The sequence below is a fragment of the Halomonas almeriensis genome (assembly GCF_030409235.1).
Lineage (GTDB): Bacteria > Pseudomonadota > Gammaproteobacteria > Pseudomonadales > Halomonadaceae > Halomonas > Halomonas almeriensis.
The window spans coordinates 264,554-286,378 of record NZ_JAUFPO010000005.1 but is presented as its reverse complement, the minus strand read 5'-3'; the positions used below and the strand labels follow the sequence as shown (position 1 = coordinate 286,378).

Here is a 21,825-nt window from a genome sequence, read left to right as displayed (position 1 = left end):
TATCATTTTGGATCAAAACAAAACTCAACAGAGCTATTCCAATCGTCAACCAGCAACTCTTTCAGCAACTCAACGCCATCTTCTTCAAGATAGACTTTCGAACGAGACCCGTTTAGTCTACGATAAATTTCACCCAAGCCACTCTTCCGCACAAATGGCACAACACCAGGCCAATACATTACCTTCCTAAAAACTGACTGCCTAAAATTCTCTAAGGCTTGATAACGAGGCACAATCCCTGAACTTATTTTTTTTGTTGCTCTACTGGGAACAAAAGAATCATCAACACCCAAGAATTTCCACAAATGGACTAGACACTCCTGTGGGTAATCAACAAAATCAGCTTGGTTAAAAACCAATAGATTTTCACGACCGAACAAATCAACTATCATACTTAAGCCAAAATAATACCTAGACCTATCCACAACCCTAGGATACTTCTTTATAATAGCTTCGAGATCTCTACGCTCAATCCGTTTTTGATGCGGCAGAGTTCCATTCCTGATACCATGTTTTATTTGCGATACTGCACGTTCGACCGGATCACGAATTACAACGACAATCTTTACTTTTCCAATCGTATCTTTTATATTTTTCAAGGCATCTTCATTATATAAATAATAGCTCGTAAACTCACCAACCGCATGATGGTCAGTAGACGCTCCTGAAAAGTGCTGCAAATACCATTCAACACCTTTATCCAAATGATCAACGAAATAGCCAGTCTCTTTAGGGTTTGAAACAAACACCTCAGGGTGGTCTCTCATGCACTCCGCCAGCCACGTGGAAGCACACTTATGACCTCCAACACCAATAAAATTTGGGTTAGCCACACAAACCTCTTAAACCAATTATGCAAAAGTATAATATTAACCAACTAAACTGGACAGATTCAAAATCACTCCGCACAATCAAAGCATATACAGGAAACCATCCTCTGTAAATCTCAAGGAAGCTTCTACAGCCATTTATTCGACAGCAGATTCATGGATACCAAGTTGTATACGCAGTGAGATAGAATTTTTCACACGACTAGTTAGTGCTGAGAATTCGCTCACTCCCTGCCAACTGCTAAGTCTAGCTAAGAAAAATATAGAATCAGAAAAACTAATTATCCAAAAGTTGCTGGTAAAATCCAATCAGAGTCTCGGACTCACTCTCCCAGTTATAGGTGGACTCAACCGCCTCACGCCCGCACCGTCCCATGGACTCAGCTTCATTAGGGTGTGCCAGTATCCAGTCGATTGCCTCAGCGATGGCCTGCGGGTCCAGCGGGTCAACCAGCTGGCCACACCCTGCTCGGTCGATGATCTGACGCCACAACGGAAAGTCCGAAGCAATCACCGGTAGACCTGCGGCCATGTATTCGAACATTTTCACCGGTAGTGCATCCGGGTGGTTACGAGTGGGGTGTAAAACGACCAACCCAGAACGCACATTACCAAGCAAATTCGCTACGCTGCTACGCTCTACCCAGCCATGCGGGACCACACGCGACCAGCCCGGCAGTGCTTTGACTTCGTCTTCCAAACCGGACGGTGTAAACGTGCCGCCCAGTTGTAATCGAGCCTGATCATCCGTCACGCGCTCCAAGGCCTTCACCATTTCTATAGCGCCCCGCGCTGCCGTGATGTTACCAACATAAGCCACATGTGGAGGAACTTCGGCAAACGGTTTCGGCTCCGGCGGCACCAATTCGCTCAGAATAGGGAAATTATGTACAGTCACTGTCTTTTTGGCTGGAAAACGCGCCGTGATCGTAGGTGTGGCTGTAACCACTCCATCGAACCACCGCGCCCCCGCCCATTCAAAACCCTCGACCAATAGCGCTACAGGCCGACGCAACCAAGGACGAATCCAGTGCTTGCCTAGAATCTGTCGAGGCAAATCCTCATGCACATCGTAGATCACCTTGATGCCAGAAAGCTTCAACAACAGCCCCACCGGAATCAACTCCGGGTCATGAAAATGCGCGACACAAGGTCGCGCCCTCCGCACGGCACGATACATACGCCAAGCGCCCTTGGTCATCCGCACCAGACGCCCACCAGGGGGCACGCCCGTATCGACCACCTCAATGCCATTCACCTCGTCGCGCTCGTCACCTTTCCCGTCCTGTACATAGAATACTACGGGGTGCTCAAACGCTCTTGCCAAAGAGGCTACCTGCTTTACGCGGATGCGGGTATCTGTGCGGGGGTGCACTGTTGTAAAGTGAAGCAGCATCATTATTTACCTTTTATAACTCTCTATTATTGAATCAATTTCCGATCATCATAAGCTGTGCCTCCCCAACGCCTGCTCCTAAGAAGAAACAACACCATTACACCTAAAGCAACACCATCGGTCAGTAATGCTGTAGGCAGGTCGGCGCTCAAAAGTAGCGCTCTACTGGGCACAATGAGCACTGCAACAGCAAACCAAACTGGAATTCCCTGAACTGACAAACAATCAACTAATCTAAAAAGAAGCCCTGCCAACACAGAATAAAAAACAATTCCTATAATACCAGCGTGCATAAACCCCGTGGAAAGGAAAGTGTTATTTACAGAGGCCTCTGTTCCTCGAGACTGTCCGATCAATTCTGTATACCTAATATCATAAGGATAGTCAATTATGGACGACGTTATCGAATTAGACCAGAACACATATTCGTTTCTAGAGAAAAAGTCATAATAATAGAATGTGTTATCTGCAATAATAAAAAATACTCGATGAATAAACATCGCCGCTGGCAAAACCTCATCAAACCAACAAAATATCACCAAGGCAGTGATCACAACTCCGCTCATCGCAAAAGGGACAACACTCAATGCCCGAGCCTTTTGAAACCATACCCAAAGAAATACAACCAAGAAGGGATAAAACAGGACTGACTTATGCGAGCTAACACCGAACCAATACACATGCAGCAAAAACACAAGCCCCGCTAACCAATATTTTCTACGCCATAGCCCAATAGCAAGAAGAGTTGGGCCAAAAATTTTATAAGCCCAATTATTCATATATCCCATAAAGCCTTGGTTGATAAGAGCACCGACATCCCGGCGGTACTCATAGACCGCCGCGAGATCGAGATTAAAAAAAGCTGCTCCTCCAGAAGCCGCTAGCCAAACAGAAACCACCACTGCTCCAGAAGCTAGGACCAAATAGGCTATCCATGGCCCTTTCTTCACCAAGGGAAATTTAACCAGACGACCTCGACGAAAACATTCAATGATCGCGTACCCCAACATCACAATATAAAGATGCTCCCTAGACTGATCGGACACCCCATAATAAAGAAGCAACGGAGATATCAAACCGAAGAGCAAAAAATTAATGAAGTAGTCAGACGGGCGACACAAACGCCGGGGGGCTATAAAAAGCAACAAAACATAAAGAAAAAAACCTTCAAAATACTTTATAAAAGAAAAATTCAAATAAAATCCTGAATAATAATTCAAAGGATTAACATAGAAACGGTAAGCGAGATCTAGGGCACCCCAAAGCACAACCCCGGCAATAACAAACGAACCACGCGACTCCAATTGCAGCAGCAAACGTTGTGCAGACACTTTCATCAACAGTACCACCTTCGGAACGTACTCACATGAAGAAAGTAAATATATTCACAAAAGAACTCTAAGAGTTTGCAATGAGAAGGAGGGGAGCCGCGAGAAAAATGGCACGACCTTGGAGAGCCTCGAAACACTCCACCTCTCGCCTTTACGCATTCGACCTTATTTTTTGTTCCACACATGCCAAATCCCAATATTAAAAATCTTAAAAGAAAGCAAGACCATCTAGAAAAAAACCAAAAAACAAATACCACAAAACCTCTAACGACAAGAAAGAAGATCGTTTTAAGCCACTTTAGCCTCCTCAGTAGGAAAAAAATAACCTCAAGCAGCCTCAAAAAAATTAATGCCTGGAAGCTTTAAAAAAAACCACAAACACACCAAATAAATGGCCAACAACCATTGACAAAGAAACACCTACAACTGCAAATAAAGCTTCTCCAGCAAAGAAAGACACAACGAAAGAAAGAAGCTTTAGAAGCACTATTACGATATTGATAAGCAAGTTTTCAGCTTGGCAATCCAACGCCATCAATACCAAAGACAAAGGGGAATATAAAAAACGAGCCGAAAGACCAAAGATAAGCCACCCAGCATAAATTCCAGCTTCACTCCACTCTTCACCAAACCCCAATACAAAAATAGTCTCACTAAAAAAAACCAAAAACAATATTGGAGGAAAAGTTATAAAAGCCATCACAAGAGTGACTTTCATGCACCGGGTCACAAGCTCTCCCGATGCTTTCAGGCCTTTTATATCGCCGTACAAAACCTGAGCGACGGCCTGACTGACCATTATCATTGGAGCCGCCAGCACCCTATCTGCCAAATAATAAAAACCAGCTACCGCAGGATTGAAGAGAACTGCCATAAGAAAGTTAGGAAGCTGAATACTGATACTGTTAAAAAATACAGCTGGAACATCATATATTGGGAAACGCCGATACTTCTTTAGCAAGGCTTTTACCCGTAAAGTTTCTGACTTGCTTTCCAAAAAAATCTGGCGCATTGGCATCAGCCTAGACAAAGTGCGAATTCCGACACTCTGGCCGACCCCTTGCCCACTAACTAGACTCCAGACACCCAGCCCCGCAAAGCCACCCACGACTTGTATGAAAGCATTTGCTAGGCTCTGGTTAATTCGGGTGCTGGCGATCTGGCTATAGTTCTTCTCTCGAACTGCCCAAAACTTTAAGGCTCTGTAGCTTCCTGAAACTAGTAATATTATCGGCAACAACCACAAGAGCTGTTCCATCGCCGGAGTTTCAGTCCAACGCGCAACTGCCCCTCTGAGGAGGGCCACCATTATCACGACGACTCCGGCAAAGATCAGATTTATTAGAAGTGAAGCTAGAAGAAGATGACCAGCATCTCGATCACGACGAGGAAGCGGAATGGCCAGTTCGTAGCGCAAATTAGATACACCTCCTACAACCCCGAGTATGGCCGCAAACACAGCGAACACACCAAACTCTTCGGGGCTATAAAGGCGCGTAAGCAGCGGTATGGCTGCCAGAAGAATCAATTGTCCGGCTATATTAGCGGACGCTAGCGTTGTCACCCCCCGAATGAATCGACTTTGAAAGAGCCGTTTTATCAGAGGGCAAGCCCCATCTATCATCATGTTCTTTTAACCTTCTCATTCATCCATGATACTATCCTCCCCAAGCCATAAAGTCGACAAGGATAACTGTGTATGGATTTCATGAAGGCATAGTTAACAACTACAGAGAATGCCATAATCAATATTTTCATTGTTTTTTTATCGAAGCTAGTTTATGTGATACATTCTCTTGCTCGATGACATCAAGATAAGGATGCATCGGTAGGCTAAGGACTTCTATTGCCGCCTCATCGCCTTTTGGCAGCGATACTGCCAAGTCACCAATAGCCGGTTGCTGGTTCAAGGGAATTGGGTAATGCACGGCCGTGGGAATGCCCGCTTCCTTGAGCACTGCTTGCACGTGCTCGCGATTCTCCACTCGAATGGTGTACTGTGCCCAAGCACTGGTGTTGTGCGGCTCGATGTGGGGTGTCGTGGTGATGCCGGCTTCAGTGAGGTGTTGCGTGTAGCACTCCGCCACCTGCTGTCGCTTCATCAGCTCGTCATCGAAGATATCCAGCTTGGGTAGCAAGATAGCGGCCTGCAGGGTATCCAGCCGGCTGTTCACGCCCACGCGAAGATGATGATAGCGCCGGTCCTGGCCATGACGGGCGACCTGGCGGATGATCGTTGCCAGCTCGTCATCGCTGGTGAAGATGGCACCGCCATCGCCGTAGCAGCCCAGTGGCTTGCTGGGGAAGAAGCTGGTGGTGGCGATGGTGCTCAGATTGCAGGACTTGCGGCCCTTGTAGGTGGCGCCGAAGCTCTGGGCGGCATCCTCGATGATCGGAATGCCGTATTTTTCAGCGATGGCATTGATGGCGTCCATGTCCGCGCACTGGCCATAGAGCGACACCGGGATGATCGCTTTGGTGCTCGGGGTAATCGCGGCTTCCAGCAGGGTGGGGTCCAAGTTGTAGGTGCGCGGGTCGATGTCCACGTATACCGGCTTGGCGCCCAGCAGAGCCACCGTCTCCGCCGTGGCGATATAGGTGAACCCCGGGGTGATCACCTCATCCCCGGGGCCGATGCCCAGGGCCATCTGGGCGATCTGCAAGGCGTCGGTACCATTGGCGCAGCTGATGCAATACTTGGCGCCGGTATAGTCCGTCAGCCTTTCCTCGAGCTCGGTGACCTCCGGGCCCAAGATGTACTTGCCGTGGGCCAGCACGCGCTGGATGCCGGCGTCGATCTCATCCTTGATGCGCGCCTGCTGGGCGGCCAGGTCGATAAAGGGAATCATGCGCTTACCTTGGTCAACTGATTACCATCGAGAACATAACGATCGCCGGTGTGCGGGCAGACGGTGTCGCCCTGCCCTTGCAACGGCAGATCGAGCTGTTCACCGTGCTCGCTCATCCAGCCGATCTGGCGGGCCGGCACGCCCACCATCAGCGCATAGGCCGGCACGTCCTTGTTGATCACCGCGCCGGCCCCGATGAAGGCGCATTCTCCGATAGTCACCCCGCACACGATGGTGCAGTTGGCGCCCAGGCTGGCGCCCTTCTTGACCAGGGTGTCGCGGTACTCGCTCTTGCGCTCGATCAGGGAGCGGGGGTTGTAGACGTTGGTGAACACCATGCTGGGCCCGCAGAACACGCCCTCTTCCAGGTGCACGTTGTCATAGACGGAGACGTTGTTCTGGATCTTGCAGTTATCGCCGATGGTGACCCTGTTGCCCACGAACACGCCCTGGCCCATGGAGACGTTCTTGCCGATGCGGGCGCCACCGCACACGTGCACGAAATGCCAGACCCGCGAGCCTTCACCGATCTGGGCGCCGTCGTCGACGATCGCGGACTCATGAATCTTCACGCTCATCTCAGATCCCCCGGTTGAGAAAGGGGTGGGCCTCGCCCTCCTCGGGTGCTTGGGGGCGAGCCGAGCGAATGGTATCGACGGTCTCGATGCAGTGGCGGGCATCCTCGATGCCGTAGCCGCGACCGGCCAGGATCTCCTGGTAGCTGATGGTGTGCAGGTCGGTGAAGCCGCCGGAGAATTCGATCTCGTCGCCATCCACGGTGATCGAGCGGTACGTGGGCTGCTTGCCCTTCACGCTTTCCGGCAGGTCCTTGGCATCGATGGAGAGGAACCACGGCACTCGTGCCTTCTCGTACTCCAGATAGCCGGCGGCCTTGGTGTCGGAGGCGTAGTGCAGCACGTTCTTCTGCAGGTCGCCGAAGATGAAGTGCAACATGTCGAAGAAGTGCACGCCGATGTTGGTGGCCACACCGAAGGACTTCCGCGGGTCGCCCTTCCAGCTCTCCATGTACCACTTGCCCCGGGAGGTGATGTAGGTCAGCTCCACCTCGTGCTTGTCATCGTGAGGTTCCTGTTCCACCTTCCGCTTGAGATCCAGGATCGCCTGGTGGTGGCGCAACTGCAGGATGTTGTAGACCCGTTGGCCGGTTTCCCGCTCGACCAGCGCCAGCTCGTCGAGCAGCGCCGGGCTCGGCACCAGCGGCTTCTCGCAGATCACGTCGCAGCCTAGGCGCAGCCCGGCGGCGATATGCGCATGGTGCAGGTGATTGGGCGAGCAGACCGCCACGTAGTCCAGCGCCGTCTCGGGATCGCGCTTGAGCTGCCAGGCGTGTTCCTGAAAGCGTTCGAACTCGGTGAAGAACTCGCTCTGGGGCGAGATGGAATCGATGATGCCGACCGAGTCGTTGGTGTCGTAGCCGATGGCCAGATGGTGGCCGGTTTCCTTGATGGCCTTCATGTGACGGGGGGCGATGTAACCGGCGGCGCCGATCAGGGCGAAATGCTTCATTCCGGGATGTCCTCAGGCCTTGATGATGTGGTCGGCGGCGTCGCGGTAGGTGCCGCGGCTGTCGATGATCAGCTTGGCGTGGCGCTTGATGAGCTCGAAATCGAAGCCGTCATGGTCGGTGGCCAGCACCACGGCATCGAAAGCGGCCAGGTTCTCCGCCGACGGCTCGACGCTTGCCAGCTCGAAATGGTGCTCGCGCATCCTGGGGAAGACCGGCACGTGCGGATCGCTGTAGCTCACCTCGGCGCCCTTGGCCTCGATCAGCTCCATGATCTCCACCGACGGCGATTCGCGCATGTCGTCGACGTTCTTCTTGTAGGCGATGCCCAGCACCAGCACGCGGCTGCCCTTCAGTGCCTTGCCATGGTCGTTCAAACCATCCATCAGCTTGCCGACCACGTACTCCGGCATGGCGCGGTTGACCTCGCCGGAAAGCTCGATGAAGCGGGTATGCAGGCCGTATTCCCGGGCCTTCCAGGTCAGGTAGAAGGGATCGATGGGGATGCAGTGCCCCCCCAGGCCGGGCCCGGGATAGTAGGGGGTGAAACCGAACGGCTTGGTGGCCGCGGCATCCACCACCTCGAAGATGTCGATGCCCATGCGGTCGGCGACGACCTTCATCTCGTTGACCAGGCCGATGTTCACCGCGCGATGGATGTTCTCCAGCAGCTTGGTCATCTCCGCCGCCTTGGTAGAGCTGACCGGCACTACATGATCGATGGCATGTTGGTAGAGGGCGACGCCCACGTCACGGCAGGCGGGCGTATGCCCCCCCACCACCTTGGGAATGGTGCGGGTCTCGAAATCCGGGTTGCCCGGATCCTCGCGCTCCGGCGAATAGACCAGGAACACATCCTGCCCCACCACCAGGCCGTTCTCCTGCACCCGGGGCAGTAACTCTTCCTCGGTGGTGCCCGGATAGGTGGTGCTCTCCAGCGACAGCACCTGCCCCGCCCGCATGTGCGGCTTCAGGGCATCGATGGTGTCGATCACGAAGCTCATGTCCGGCTCGCGATACTTGTTCAGCGGCGTGGGCACGCACAGGACCACCGCATCGGCTTCGGCAACGCGGCTGAAGTCGGTGGTGGCCTCGAAGCCGGACTGCGTCGCCCTGGCCACCTTCTCGGAGGGAATATGCTCGATATAGCTCTGGCCGGCATTGAGCTTGTCGACCTTCTGCTGGTCGATATCGATCCCCAGCACGCGGAAGCCGATATCGTTGTAACGCAGCATCAAGGGCAAGCCGACATAGCCCAGGCCGACGATGCCGATGACGGCTTCCTTGTCATGTAACTTGTTGATGAGGCGAGTTTGAGTGTCAGACATGAAGTTTCCAGAATTGAAGCGCTGAGTCTTGTGTACCTTGTAGAGAGCCGTCTAAATATAGGGCTAACATTTGAGCGATTAGGGATTGCGACTAATGGCCCTGCGCACCGCAGCGTGATGGCTGGTGCCTCGATGCGGCTTAGGCTATTGACCACCAGGTGCTATCGCTACGGCCCCCTCAACGGTAGCTGTAGCTATAGTAGCCGTAGCCATAACTGGTCGCTGCTTTGTGCTCCATGGCATTGAGGATGACGCCCTTCACCGGCACGCCGGTGCTTTCCAGCCGGCGTTTGGCAATTTCCAGCTCTTTCACCGGGTTCACTTGGAAGCGGGCCACCATCAGGGTTGTGCCACATTGTTTGCCGATCACGGCTGCGTCGGTCACGGCGAGGATCGGCGGGGTATCGATCACCACCAGGTCATACTGTTGGCGAACCTCCGCCAGAAATTGAGTGAACCGTTCCTGCATTAACAGTTCTGAGGGGTTGGGTGGTGCGCTGCCTCGGGCGATATAGTCCAGCCCCGCTACCTTGCTTGTGCGGCGTACCTCATCCAGGGAGGCCTTGCCGGTTAAAAGCTCCGAGAGGCCGCCTTCACTACGGCCTCCAAAGGCATGGTGCACATGGCCCTTGCGCATGTCGGCATCCACCACCAGCACCTTCTGCTCGGCTTGAGCGCATACCGCCGCCAGATTGACGGTAATAAAGCTTTTGCCAATGCCTGGGCTTGGCCCGGTAATCGCCAATACATTGTTGGCGGATTCCAGCATGGCGAAGTGCAGGCTGGTTCGCAGGCCGCGCACCGCTTCAATCGCCGTATCCGCTGGCGCCCGCTCGGCGAGAATGTCCGTGCTGATGGTGTGGCCGCTTCTATCCTTGCGGTGCTTAACGCGTTTAACGAGTTTGTTCTGCTCGTCGGAAAGCGGCACCGTGGCATAGACCGGTATCCCGGCGTTTTCCACCTGCTCGGGAGACTCCACACCACGCCGTAAAAACCCGCGCAGCAGAACCAGGCCTACCGAGAGCATGCCGCCGAGCAAGGTCGCCAGCACGACGATAAGCGGCTTTTTGGGCTCAACAGGCGCGGACTGAACGGCCGCTTCATCGAGGATGCGAACATTGCCCACCGTGCTGGCGCGGGCAATCTTCATTTCCTGGATCTTGTTGAGCAGCTGTACGTATACCTCCTGGTTGACCTGCACGTCGCGTCGCATGCGCAGGACCTGTTGTTGCGTCTCCGGCAAGTCGCTAACTTTTTCTTCCAGTTGGTCACGGTCGTTTTGCAGCTGTTGCTTCTTTTCGAGCAGCGCTTGATAGGTCGGGTGACTCTTGGTGAAGCGCCGTGAGACCTCCGACTCCTTGAACGAGAGTTCATTGAGCTGCTTTTCGAGGTCGACGATGCGCTCCAGGATGGACTGGGTCTCCAGCGAGAGATCGACGCTGTCGCGTTGGGTGCGATAGCTGTTCAGCTTGTTTTCGGCATTGCGCAGTTGCTCGCGCACCTGAGGGGCTTGCTGTTCGAGAAACTCCAGGCTTTTTTCGGCCTCGGCGGCCTGGCGCTGGATGTTCTGGGTCAGATAGACCTCGCTGAGCGCATCCAGCACCTGCTTGGCGTGCTGCTGGTCCGTGTCGCGCAGGGAGAGGTCCAGCAGGCCACTGTCCTTGCCTTGCTGGCTCACGCTGAAGCGCCCGCGCAGGTCATGGATGACGGCCAGCCGAGACGCCTGGCGCAAGGTAAAGGTCGCGCCTTCGCCCGCTTCAAGCTCCGCCACACGCAGCTTCACCTGGCCATCGAGAAATGAGGCGTCTTCCCCCACCTGGCCTTCACCGAGTACCTGACCATCCTGGCTTAGCTGGTAACGGCCATCTTCTAACGCGGTTAACGCGAATGGTTGGCCAATATAGGCTTGTGATACCTGGAACTGGCTGACGTTGATGTATTCATCGGCCCACACGCTGGCCTCGGCGAAGGCGGGGCGTTGCATGCCGTGGCGCACCAGAAAGTCGCCCACGATGGGCAAACGATGCGGAGTGACCTGAAGGGTTAGCTGTTGCTGGTCCACCGCACGCCCCAGCACCATGCGCGAACGCAGAATGCCCACCTCGGTATCCGAAGAAGGCTGCTCCCCGAGAATGGACTTCACGTCTTCCAGGGGGTTGCTCATGCCCGCTTTCTTTTCCACCTGCACCAGTGCATCGGCGCGATATACCGGCGTTTCCAGGAGCGCATAGGCTACCCCGGCGATGGCAAATAATGCGGTGATGCCGATGATCCACCATTTGTGGTCCAACAGAAGACCGAACAAGCGGCCCAGGTCGATTTCGTCGTCGGCAGGGGAAGACGACGTCGTGCCAAGGTTCTGCGAGTCTGACATCGGGGGGAGTTTCTCCGGTGTGAAGCGGTTTCGCGGCAAGCGGTGAGAGGGTGTTTACAAGCGAGGTCAGCTAGGCGTTAGACGCTCTTTCCATGCGTCGGTGGCGGCTTGCAAGAGTTGGTGTACATGTTCGAACGCTGCGTGACTTTTACGGTAGGGATCCGGAATCTCGGCCCCTTCCAGCCAACGGCCGATCAGCATGGTCTTGCCGAGTGTGGCGGGCGACATTTCCCCGATGGCGCGGCGCTGCCCTTCCGTCATCACCAGGATGAGGTCGGCGTTTTGCAGCATCTCCAGGGTCAGCTGGCGTGCTTGATGATCCTGCACATGGAGGCCATCGGCTTCCGCCAGTGCTTGCGCGGTGGGCTCCACTGCCTGCCCCACCAGGGCGCTCAGCCCGGCAGACGCCACCTCTTTGCCCGGCAGCGAGGCCTTGAGCATGGCTTCCGCCACCGGGCTACGACAAATGTTGCCGGTGCAAACGACGAGTAGACGCTGAAACATCAAAAGTCGTCCTGAAGGTCATTCGCGTCACGCGCGGTGCGAGTCACTTGATAGATCGCGGTCACGGTGGGCAGTAGCTGGTTGATGGTGCGGTTCCAACGGCCCAGGGCGGTAGTCGTCACGTAGACGACGTCGGAGGGTTCGAGTTGAAACTGGGTGCCCAGCACCATCGCCGTCGCGTTGCTCGCATCCAATTGATAAACGGTTGCCAGCTTGTCCTGGCGCTGGGTGTTGCGGCGAAACACAAAGATGCCACTGGCGTCAGCCTGGGCCTCGTCAATGCTGCCGGAGCGGCTTAGTGCCTCCGTCAGGGTTATCGGCGAGCGGCCCATGGGCAAGGCTTGTGGCTCGCCGACCTCCCCCATCACAAAGACTTGCTGATCGCCGAGGTCCGGTACATGCAGTACGTCTTCATCTTCCAGCAGGATATCCTGGCTGAGATTCCCTTGGTTGAGCATCTCGTATACGTCGATGGTGCGGGTTTGGCCATCACGCGTCAGTTGCACACCATGCCAGTTGGCCTGAGGGCCCAGGCCGCCACTCATGCTGATGGCATCGAGCAGGGTCATGGGAACATTGGTGATCGGCAAGCGCCCTGGTTCCTGTACCTGCCCGCTTACCACCACGTCCTGCGAGTTATAAGCCGCGATGCGCACCTCAACCTGGGGTGCGGCAATGTACTCCTCGAGTTGCCGTGAAATGGCCTGGCGCACTTGCGAGACAGTCTTGTCCTCAACGGCGACCTCACCGATGTAGGGGTAATAGATATTGCCGTCAGGCTGCACGGTATTACCGGATTCGGCGGCACTGCGCTCGCTCCCGGCGGGGATGGTCAACTCAGGATGGTCGTAGACGATAATGCTCAGAACGTCACCCTTGCCGATGCGGTAATCGTAGCCCCGCATCGCCTCGCGCTGCGCGTCTGTTATGCGCTTCAGGTCCTGCTCATCGGGCGCACTCTGCTGCTGAGAGACCAGGCCCAGGGTGATCGGCTCGACGTCGACGAGGTCATCAACAGGAGCGTGCTTGCTGGCAGCATCGAAATGACTGCCCGGGGCAAAAGCACAGCCTGAAAGCCAAGCCGCGCTGAGCAGGCCCATCAGGAGTTTGAGAGGCGTAAAGTGGCGCATTGAGACGACCTGTGGTGAATGTGCTAGGTTAGCCATCAGGGCACGCTACCGCCCCGAGGTGTCATGGCGCATCCCCGAGGCCTGGTCTTCAGTTCCCTGTTGCCGGCATTGATACTTTGTATTGAAAAGATAGACAGCTACTATCATACATGACGCATAGGGGTGGTCACTAGTACCACACTGGTACCAAAGCGTTACTGGTGGCTGTTCAACACCGACACTTCATGCCCTGATAAATATTATAACTTTTTGAATATAAAGCTATTTTTTATCGATTGGCGCAGTCATCCGAAACGCCATCACAAAAAACGCCACCATCACGACTATTTAGCAACTGTCAAAAGAATTAACATGCTGCCTATCAAAGGCTTAGTTCCACTCATACGAAGGGGAAGAAAATGTTGAAGAAAGGACTGGTTTATCTCGCGATCGCTGGCATGACGGCATCCCCGTTGGCCATGGCACAAAATGAAGCGGCGTCCAGCGCGGGCTCCAGCAGTGCTGGTTCCGCGGGGGCATCGGGTGGTGCGGCTGGTGCTGCAAGTGCCGGTGCGGCATCGGGTGGTGTGCTCGGCGGCCTCTCAGCGGCAACCGGGCTGTCGACTACCGCGCTGGTGGGTGTCGCCGTTGCCGGTACAGTGGCCGTGGGTGCCGGGATTGCCGCCGCCACAGGCGATAGCGATAGCGATAGCAGCGGGCCGACAGGAACTCGCTAAGCCGCATGAGACGCGCAAAAGCAACTGGCCAAGCTCCAGGCCGCCTCAAGGCGGCCTTGTCGTGTCTAATACTGGTACTCGTGACAGGCTGCGCCAACTCGGGCACTACACCGTTAGGTGCCTCGATGGGCGCGATTCTATTTGACGAAGACGCCAGCGCCGAAGCAAAGGCCGTGCCCTATGCATCGCTCGATGCGCGCGTCGGCGATATCCAGGGGTTATTCGTCATGGGGGCAAAGGCCGGACGCATGACGTACTGGCCTGCACAGGGCGGCATGCTACTGGAGCTTGACGGTGGCGGCCTGCAGGCTTTTCAAGGGCGCGACTCACGATTGCTAAGCTCGCGCTATCGCCCGGAGGCGCCATGGCAAGCTTCTTCATCCTCGCCGGTTAGCCTGACCCGCTACGTCGAGTCATCAGACGGCCAGGTAGTGCGACATCTGGCCGAAGGCACCACTCGGTGTAGCGCCGAGGAGCCGGTTGCGCTGCCATTGGGTGAACGGCGCCTGGAGGTCTGCCGGCTGGAGCTGCAATGGAGTCGTGGTGAGACCACGACGGCCACCTATTGGCGCGACCCTGATACTCGACGTTTGTGGGCAGTGAAACAGGTCGCCTGGCCGGAGGGGCCTGAGGTCTCCTGGCGCGTTGCCCGCCACTGGTGGTAATTCCGAGATGATGCTAAAGACACCTCGCCTTTTACAGGCGGTGCCGCTTTTATGCTTACTGATTCTGGCAACGGGCGCCTCGGCACAATCCTCGGCCCCAACGCCGGGTCAGCCAGCCACGCTGGTCGATGCCTGGGTCAACTGGCAGATGCAACGCCAGGCTGAACAGCGCCCCCCGTTCAATTGGGCCTACAGCTTTGCGCTGCGCCAGTCGACACAACACGAGTTATCGCCGCGTCGTGCTCGCTTGATCGCCGAAATCCAGGGATTAGCCCCGGTGCTCGAGGTCGCCGGCAAGCCGCTCCTCTCGCAGGCATTGAACCGCTGGGCCGAGCGACTGCAAGCAATGCCTGCCATGCCGGCACGCAGCCCGGAAGCGTTGGGTCTGTTGTCGTTGGCCAGCGAGCTGCGCCGCAATCCCCCGATGTCCGAGATCGCTTTCCTGGGAACGTGCCAAGCGCCCTCCTGGGTAGAGGTATGGAGCCAGGCAGGCGTCGAACGGCTCGCTTGGCGCCCCAACATGACGGTAGAGAGCTTGATCGCGCGCTTGCCGGCCTCAGCCACGCGTCAGCGTGACCGCATGAGTGTGATTACACCGCGGGGAAACGTCCGCACACGCGGCATAGCGGACTGGAACCGTCAGCCTGAGGCACTCGCCCCTGGGGCGCGCGTGGCGATTCGGCTGCCTGAGTCATCCCGTGAAGCCCGTGCCATCAACCGCGAATTGGCGCATTTTTTAGCCACCCGACTTCCCGGCGACGACTGTAGTCTATGGCCAAAGTAATCCCCTGGGGCTGCTCCCCGACTTGTTTCTGGTGCCTCACCTCTGCACTCTTGCTCGCGGCCCCACCCGCCATGGCCCAGGCGCCACCCCCTGGCCAAAGCGACTTCGGTGGGGTGGGGCTGATGCAGACGCCAACCGCCCGCATGAATGACGCGGGTCACTTTGCGGCTAACTGGAGCCGTACCGAACCCTATCGGCGGTTTTCGATCTTCGCCCAGCCACTGGACTGGATGGAGGTCGGCTTTCGCTATGTATCGGTGGAGAATCGTCGTTACGGTGAGGGTATCGCCGGCGATCGTGACTTGCTGGATAAGGGCATCGATGCCAAGTTTCGCCTCCACGAGGAGAGCCGCTACTGGCCAGAGCTGGCGTTAGGGCTGCGCGATGCCGGGGGTACCACCCTGTTCGGCGCTGAGTATCTGGTTGCCAACAAGCGTTGGAACTCGCTGGATTTCAGCCTGGGCCTGGGCTGGGGCTATCTGGGTAATGCCAGCGATGTTGAGTCTCCCCTGAGCTGGCTCGATGAGCGCTTCGACAACCGACCCAATGATGCGGGTGGCGATCAGGGCGGCGAGTTTGCCTTCCAACAGCTGTTTCGCGGCCCAGTAGCGTTGTTCGGCGGTGTGGAATACCAAACGCCCTGGGATCCACTGGTGTTGCAGTTGGAATATGAGGGCAATGACTACGCGAATGAGCCCCAGAACAATCGGCAGCCCCAGGATTCGCGCTTCAACATCGGAGCACGCTATCGCGTAGGTGAGCATTTCGCTTTACGCGGCGGGTGGGAGCGCGGCAATACCCTCATGCTGGGGCTGAGTTTCTCGGCTAACCTGGCAGGCTTGAGTCAGGCCAAGCAAGATCCGCCTCCCCGTGCCCTGAACGAACCAGCCGCCCCCGACTGGGACAGCACGGCACAGTCACTGCAGCGCAATGCGGGCATTCGAGTCGCTGAGATCCGTCAGCAGGACGACACTCTGACCGTGACGGGGACGCCGACGACGTATCGCCACCTGAACCAGAGCGAGGGCCGCGCCAACCGTATCCTCAGTGCCAAGGCCGACGAACAGGTCGATCATTTCCACTATCGCTGGCAGAACCGCGGCCTGGCGCTACGCGAAGATGTTCACGACCGGAAGGCCTTCGAGGCGGCCGCCAAGAGCACATCGGCCGATGTCCCTTACCGTTATGGCATATACTCCCATGCGCGACTTGACGCGCCTCAGGGCGAGTCATTGTACCAGGGGGATGCCCAACGCTTTTCATGGGAGCTGGGACCGGCCATTCAGCAGAACTTCGGCGGGCCGGATGGCTACCTGTATCGTCTCTCGGCTTATGCGTCGGGTGAGTATGCCACGGATCGCCATGGCTGGTTCTCGGGCAGTATGACAGCGACGCTGGCCGATAACCTCGACCAGTATGATTATATCGCCGACTCCGAACTTCCGCGGGTGCGTACCTATATTGGCGATTATCTCGCCGAGACCAACCTGGGGATCACCAACCTGCAATACACCCGTACCGGCAAGCTTGGTGATAACTGGTATGCCATGGGCTACGCAGGCCTACTGGAAATGATGTATGCCGGCGCCGGTGGTGAAGTGTTGTACCGCCCCTTTGACGAGGGCTGGGCCCTGGGGCTCGATATGAACTGGGTGCGCCAGCGGGATTTCGATCGAGGCGTCGGTTTGCGTGACTACGAGACCTGGACGGGCCATGCTTCGGCCTACGTGGATACGGGCTACAAGGATATTCACGCTGAATTGAGTGTGGGCCGATACCTGGCCGGGGATCTGGGGGCGACGGTCGACCTTTCGCGTGAGTTCGATAACGGGGTGCGTATTGGCGCTTGGTCCACCTTTACCGATGCGGGGGACGACTATGGCGAGGGAAGCTTCGACAAGGCATTTTATATCTCCGTGCCGCTGGATGCCTTCTTCGTACGCTCTAGCCGTAGCCGCTCAACCATTGCCTGGCAGCCCCTTACCCGCGACGGTGGCGCTCGCCTGAAGCGCCGCTACTCTCTGCACTCGATCACCGAGGATCGCGAGCTGGACCGATACTGGGAGACGTACGACAAGACGTGGGATTGACGTCCTCACCTCCCTAAAGGGAGGTGATTCCCACTGCTGGAGGGCAACGTCCTGCCCCGAGACTGAGAATGTTCCGGGCCGCGTTCACGTCCCGGTCGTGGAGCACACCACACTCCCCGCACTCCCAGTTTCTTACTCGCAGCCCGTTGACACCGTGCGGCCCGCTGAGCGAGCCGCACGACGAACAGGTGCGGGTGGTGTAGGCCTCGCGAACCTCTCGAAAGACGATGCCTGCGTGATCGCATTTGTATTCCAGCATCCTCTTCAGTTGGCCCCAGCCAGCATCCAGTACCGACTTGGCCATGTGGGTCTTCGCGAGCTTGGTGGACGAGACGTCGCCCACCACGATTTCGCCGTGCTGATCGACCAGCCGGCGGGAGAACTTGTGCAAGGCGTCCTTGCGACGGTTCTTGATCTTTGCGTGGATAGCCTTCGTTCGGCGCTTGTTGCGCGCCCGCTGGGCGATCGCCAGCTTGTCTTCGAGGTCGCGGTAGAAGCGGCCGTTCTCCAGCTTCACGCCGTCGCTACCGGTCGCCACGTCCTTCAGGCCCAGGTCGATGCCGACCGCGCCTTGGCCGGCGGACGGCTGGACGTCGACCTCGACCACCACGTTGAAGTACCAGCGGCCCCTGGCGTCTTCGTTGAAGCTGCCTGAGCGAAACCTGTACTGGCTCAGGCCGAAGCTGTCCCAGACCTTGAAGTGCTGACCGTTGAAGACGACCTGCCCGTGCTTCCACTTGGCCGCGCCCGACTTGAAGGGTACCCAGCCGAGGGAGCGGCGCACGCCGCGGGACTTGCGCCAGGCCAGACGGGACTTACGAAACTGCTTACGGCGAGTGGCGTATTCCCGCGACACCTCTTGGAGCGTCTGCGAGTGCAACCCCAAGTCTTTCCCGGCCCCTTTGGTATAGCGATCCATGTCGTAGGCAGACAAGAACAGACCCTTCTCCCGAATGGATCGAGCAGACAGTTCGTTGAGGTAGTTCCAGACGAAGTTCACGTTGCAGGCCATGCGGCTCAGGTGGGCGGCGTGTCTGTCCTTCACGCGAACCTTGAGGGTCTTGGTCTGTTTCATGTCTTAAAGTATAGTTGGCCTATGGATACTCAACAACCCTATAGAACCGGAAGGCACTGCGTTTTTGCTCTTCACGCACACTTGGTCTTTGTTACCAAGTACAGAGGAGGCATCTTTGGCGCCGAGCATCTTGAATCCTTGGAGGGGATATTCCGCAGTGTCTGCGCCGACTTTGAGGCGGAACTGGTGGAGTTCAATGGCGAAGGCGATCACGTTCACTTGCTGGTGAATTATCCACCCAAGGTGGCGCTGTCCCGCTTGGTGAACAGCTTGAAAGGGGTATCCAGCCGAAGGCTCAAGTTGATGCACCCCGAGCTAGTGAAGCCGGCGTACCAAAAGAATGCCTTATGGAGCCCTAGCTACTTTGCCGGGAGTGTTGGCGGTGCTCCTATCTCGCTGGTTCGGCAATACATCGAGCAGCAGGCCCGCCCACATTGAAGGCCGCTTCGCGGCCCGCGCTATCCATCCCCGCACTAAAAGTACGGGGCATTCCGCGCATTTTGGTAAGCAACGTCGCCAGGGCAGGCTTCGCCCCTGCGCGCTACCACTCGAGGCGTCAGCCCTTTGAGGCCGCCAGCGCCTGATCGAGATCGGCGATGAGATCGTCGACATGCTCGATACCAATCGACAGGCGCACCATGTCCGGCGTGACACCGGCGGCAGCCAGTTCCTCGGTATTCAGCTGGCGGTGCGTGGTCGCCGCCGGGATCGCCGAGCAGCTCTTGGCATCGCCGATGTTGACCAGGCGCAGGATCAGCTGCAGCGCATCGTAGAAGCGAATGCTGGCCTCATGCCCACCGTGAACCCCGAAGCTCAGGATACCCGAGGCATGGCCGCCCATGTAGCGCTGGGCCAGGGCGTGATCCTTGTGGCTTTCCAGGCCGGCATACTGCACCCAGGTGACCTGCGGATGCTGCTCCAGGAAGCGCGCCACCTTGAGAGTGTTCTCGCAGGTGCGCTCGATACGCAGCGACAGGGTTTCCAGCCCCTGCAGCAGGTTCCAGGCCGCCTGGGCCGAGAGCGCAGCGCCCATGTTGCGCAGCGGTACCACACGCGCCCGGGTAATGAAGGCCGCCTCGCCCACATCACGGGTGTAGCTGATGCCGTGATAGGAGGCATCGGGCTCGTTGAGCAGGGCAAAACGCTGAGGATAATCCCCCCACGGGAAACGGCCGGAGTCGACGATCACACCGCCCACGGTAGTGCCATGACCGCCGATGTACTTGGTGGCCGAGTGGATGACGATGTCGGCGCCATGCTCGATCGGCCGGCACAGGAAGGGCGTGGCCACGGTGTTGTCGACCATCAGCGGCACACCATGACGGTGCGCGACCTCAGCCAGGCCGGCAAGGTCGACCACACTGCCTGAGGGGTTGCCGATGCTCTCGCAGAACACCGCCTTGGTCCGCGCGTCGATCATCCCGGCAATGCCCTCGAGGTCGTCCTTGTGGGCAAAGCGCACCTCGATGCCCTGACGCGGCAGGGTATGCGCAAAGAGGTTGTAGGTACCGCCGTAGAGCTCGCTGATGGAGACGATGTTGTCACCGGCCTCGGCGATGGTCTGAATGGCATTGGTGATCGCCGCCATGCCGGAAGCCACGGCCAGGCCGGCGATGCCCGATTCCAGCGCGGCAAGACGTTGCTCCAGCACCGCACAGGTGGGGTTCATGATCCGCGAATAGATATTGCCCTGTACCTGGAGATCGAAAAGATCGGCGGCATGCTGGGCATCATCGAAGGAAAACGACGTGCTCTGGTGGATGGGCACGGCCACGGCGTGTTGATTGTCGGGCTCATAGCCATGGTGCAGAGCAATGGTTTCTGATCTCATGATAAATCCTGTGGTAAAAGTGGGGCGCCATCTCCAGGCAGCGATGCCGTAAGTCCTGCAACCGATAATACCGATATATGCCAGGCGCTTCACCGCCTGATCCGAGCATTGACCCATGACCTTACTACCCGCCCGAGGCGCCTCGCCACTGGATTGCATCAATTACCGCATGGTGGCCACACCATGACGTCGCTGCTGCTGATCGGCGGCGGCCATGCGCATGCCTTCGTGCTGGAGGCCTTCGCGCGCCAGCCGGAGCCGGGTGTATCGATCACCCTGGTCATGCCAGGCGAGAGGGCCCCCTACTCCGGCATGGTTCCGGCCTGGCTGGCCGGCGAGTGCCGGAATGACGACATGACCCTCGACATGGCCTGGCTGGCGGAGCGTGCCGGGGCGCGGCTGGTCAAGGATTCAGTGGTGGCGATGCAGGCCGCCGAGCAGCGTGTGCAACTGGCCGGCGGCGAATGGCTGGAGTACAACCAGGCTTCGCTCAATGTCGGCGCAACGCTGGAGGCCCCTGCCCGAGCGCCCGGCACCCAAGCGCCCGGCGCCCAAGCGCCGGAACTGCTCCCCATGCGCCCGCTGGATGCCCTGCAGGAGCGCTGGCCGGCTTTGCTGGACGAGGTCGCCGCATGGCCCGCCACGCCACCGCGCCGGGTGCTGGCGGTGGGCGCCGGTGCGGCGGGTTGCGAGACCCTGCTGGCGGTGCTGGCGCGCTTGCGTGCCGAGCGCCCGGATATCGACTGGCAGGGCAGCCTGCTCGGTCAATCAGCGCAACCGCTGCCGGGCGCCGGGCGCCTGCCCGCCTGGCTGATGCGCCGTGAGCTAACCCGGGCCGGTGTCACCTGGAACGGCGAGCGTCGCGCACAACGGCTCGTCGACCAGGGCGTCGAAGATGACCGGGGCCGGGTGCACCCGGCGGATCTGGTGCTCTGGGCCACTGGCGCCCGGGGCCATGCCTGGCTGACCCAGAGCGATCTGCCGCTGGATGATCGTGGCTTCATCCCGGTGACCGACAGCCTGGCGGTGGCGGTGAACGGCAGCGAGATGGCGCCTAGCCTGTGGGCGGCCGGTGACTGCGCGGCTTTTGCTCCACCCTTGCCCAAGGCCGGCGTGCACGCCGTACGCATGGGACCGGTGCTGGCAGAGAACCTGCGGCACGCCTGCCGCGGCGAGCCCGCCCGGCCGTTTCAACCGCAGCGCCAGGTTCTCGCGCTAGTCGGCACCGGCAATGGCCATGCCATCGCCAGTCGTGGCGCCCTGGGCATCGCCGGCCGCTGGGTGTGGCGCTGGAAGCAGCGCATCGACCGGCGCTTCATCGCCCGTTTCACGCCACCGTATAAGGATCAGTGAATGCGAGCTGTAAGGAATCGCCCGCGCGGACGACATAACTTGGG

At 57.6% G+C, this 21,825-nt stretch carries 18 protein-coding genes; 5 read left to right on the top strand and 13 right to left on the bottom strand.

Features of this window, described 5'->3' with window-relative positions:
• Positions 1-2: 2 nt before the first annotated feature.
• From QWY74_RS03765 to QWY74_RS03715, 11 genes are all read right to left on the bottom strand, one after another.
• A complete protein-coding gene (locus QWY74_RS03765) occupies positions 3-833 on the bottom strand; it encodes a sulfotransferase domain-containing protein (RefSeq protein ID WP_290313772.1) in 831 nt (276 codons plus the stop codon).
• A 274-nt stretch (positions 834-1,107) separates the two neighbouring features.
• The gene (locus QWY74_RS03760; RefSeq protein ID WP_290313771.1) at positions 1,108-2,226 is read right to left on the bottom strand and encodes a glycosyltransferase family 4 protein; all 1,119 of its coding nucleotides are present in this window, start codon (positions 2,224-2,226) and stop codon (positions 1,108-1,110) included.
• 26 nt (positions 2,227-2,252) lie between these two features.
• Positions 2,253-3,563 (bottom strand): hypothetical protein, encoded by a 1,311-nt coding sequence (locus QWY74_RS03755; protein WP_290313770.1) that lies wholly within the window; start codon positions 3,561-3,563, stop codon positions 2,253-2,255.
• Between the two features lie 340 nt (positions 3,564-3,903).
• Positions 3,904-5,181, bottom strand: coding sequence for an oligosaccharide flippase family protein (locus QWY74_RS03750; protein WP_290313796.1), 1,278 nt, complete (start codon positions 5,179-5,181; stop codon positions 3,904-3,906).
• A gap of 130 nt (positions 5,182-5,311) precedes the next feature.
• Positions 5,312-6,406 (bottom strand): DegT/DnrJ/EryC1/StrS family aminotransferase, encoded by a 1,095-nt coding sequence (locus QWY74_RS03745; protein WP_435389116.1) that lies wholly within the window; start codon positions 6,404-6,406, stop codon positions 5,312-5,314.
• Positions 6,403-6,984: an acyltransferase gene (locus tag QWY74_RS03740; protein ID WP_290313769.1), complete on the bottom strand. Its 582-nt coding sequence runs from the start codon at positions 6,982-6,984 to the stop codon at positions 6,403-6,405. Before QWY74_RS03740 ends, QWY74_RS03745 begins: the two co-directional genes overlap by 4 nt.
• A 1-nt stretch (position 6,985) precedes the next feature.
• Positions 6,986-7,933 carry a Gfo/Idh/MocA family protein gene (locus QWY74_RS03735; protein WP_290313768.1) on the bottom strand — a complete coding sequence of 316 codons (948 nt, stop codon included), beginning with the start codon at positions 7,931-7,933 and terminating at the stop codon, positions 6,986-6,988.
• Positions 7,934-7,945: 12 nt separating this feature from the next.
• Positions 7,946-9,259, bottom strand: a complete 1,314-nt coding sequence (wbpA, locus tag QWY74_RS03730; protein ID WP_290313767.1) for a UDP-N-acetyl-D-glucosamine 6-dehydrogenase — start codon at positions 9,257-9,259, stop codon at positions 7,946-7,948.
• A gap of 178 nt (positions 9,260-9,437) precedes the next feature.
• The gene (locus QWY74_RS03725) at positions 9,438-11,633 is read right to left on the bottom strand and encodes a polysaccharide biosynthesis tyrosine autokinase (RefSeq protein WP_290313766.1); all 2,196 of its coding nucleotides are present in this window, start codon (positions 11,631-11,633) and stop codon (positions 9,438-9,440) included.
• A 66-nt stretch (positions 11,634-11,699) separates the two neighbouring features.
• Positions 11,700-12,137: a low molecular weight protein-tyrosine-phosphatase gene (locus QWY74_RS03720; protein ID WP_290313765.1), complete on the bottom strand. Its 438-nt coding sequence runs from the start codon at positions 12,135-12,137 to the stop codon at positions 11,700-11,702.
• Positions 12,137-13,267: a polysaccharide export protein gene (locus QWY74_RS03715; protein WP_264826161.1), complete on the bottom strand. Its 1,131-nt coding sequence runs from the start codon at positions 13,265-13,267 to the stop codon at positions 12,137-12,139. Before QWY74_RS03715 ends, QWY74_RS03720 begins: the two co-directional genes overlap by 1 nt.
• Positions 13,268-14,108: 841 nt before the next feature.
• Here QWY74_RS03715 and QWY74_RS03710 point away from each other — a divergent pair.
• From QWY74_RS03710 to QWY74_RS03700, 3 genes are read left to right on the top strand one after another with little or no spacing between them, the layout of a single operon-like run.
• Positions 14,109-14,648, top strand: coding sequence for a YjbF family lipoprotein (locus tag QWY74_RS03710; protein WP_290313764.1), 540 nt, complete (start codon positions 14,109-14,111; stop codon positions 14,646-14,648).
• A 7-nt stretch (positions 14,649-14,655) separates the two neighbouring features.
• Positions 14,656-15,432, top strand: a complete 777-nt coding sequence (locus QWY74_RS03705) for a capsule biosynthesis GfcC family protein (protein ID WP_290313763.1) — start codon at positions 14,656-14,658, stop codon at positions 15,430-15,432.
• Positions 15,420-17,522 (top strand): YjbH domain-containing protein, encoded by a 2,103-nt coding sequence (locus tag QWY74_RS03700; protein WP_435389115.1) that lies wholly within the window; start codon positions 15,420-15,422, stop codon positions 17,520-17,522. The genes QWY74_RS03705 and QWY74_RS03700 overlap by 13 nt, the downstream gene beginning before the upstream one ends.
• A 13-nt stretch (positions 17,523-17,535) precedes the next feature.
• On the opposite strand, the gene QWY74_RS03695 is transcribed toward QWY74_RS03700, so the two are convergent.
• Positions 17,536-18,597 carry an RNA-guided endonuclease InsQ/TnpB family protein gene (locus QWY74_RS03695; RefSeq protein ID WP_290313762.1) on the bottom strand — a complete coding sequence of 354 codons (1,062 nt, stop codon included), beginning with the start codon at positions 18,595-18,597 and terminating at the stop codon, positions 17,536-17,538.
• A 21-nt stretch (positions 18,598-18,618) separates the two neighbouring features.
• Here QWY74_RS03695 and tnpA point away from each other — a divergent pair, with 21 nt between their 5' ends.
• Positions 18,619-19,035: an IS200/IS605 family transposase gene (gene tnpA / locus QWY74_RS03690; protein WP_290313761.1), complete on the top strand. Its 417-nt coding sequence runs from the start codon at positions 18,619-18,621 to the stop codon at positions 19,033-19,035.
• A gap of 118 nt (positions 19,036-19,153) precedes the next feature.
• On the opposite strand, the gene QWY74_RS03685 is transcribed toward tnpA, so the two are convergent.
• The gene (locus tag QWY74_RS03685; RefSeq protein WP_290313760.1) at positions 19,154-20,428 is read right to left on the bottom strand and encodes an O-acetylhomoserine aminocarboxypropyltransferase/cysteine synthase family protein; all 1,275 of its coding nucleotides are present in this window, start codon (positions 20,426-20,428) and stop codon (positions 19,154-19,156) included.
• A gap of 183 nt (positions 20,429-20,611) precedes the next feature.
• Here QWY74_RS03685 and QWY74_RS03680 point away from each other — a divergent pair, with 183 nt between their 5' ends.
• Positions 20,612-21,781, top strand: a complete 1,170-nt coding sequence (locus QWY74_RS03680; RefSeq protein ID WP_290313759.1) for an FAD-dependent oxidoreductase — start codon at positions 20,612-20,614, stop codon at positions 21,779-21,781.
• Positions 21,782-21,825: the final 44 nt, after the last annotated feature.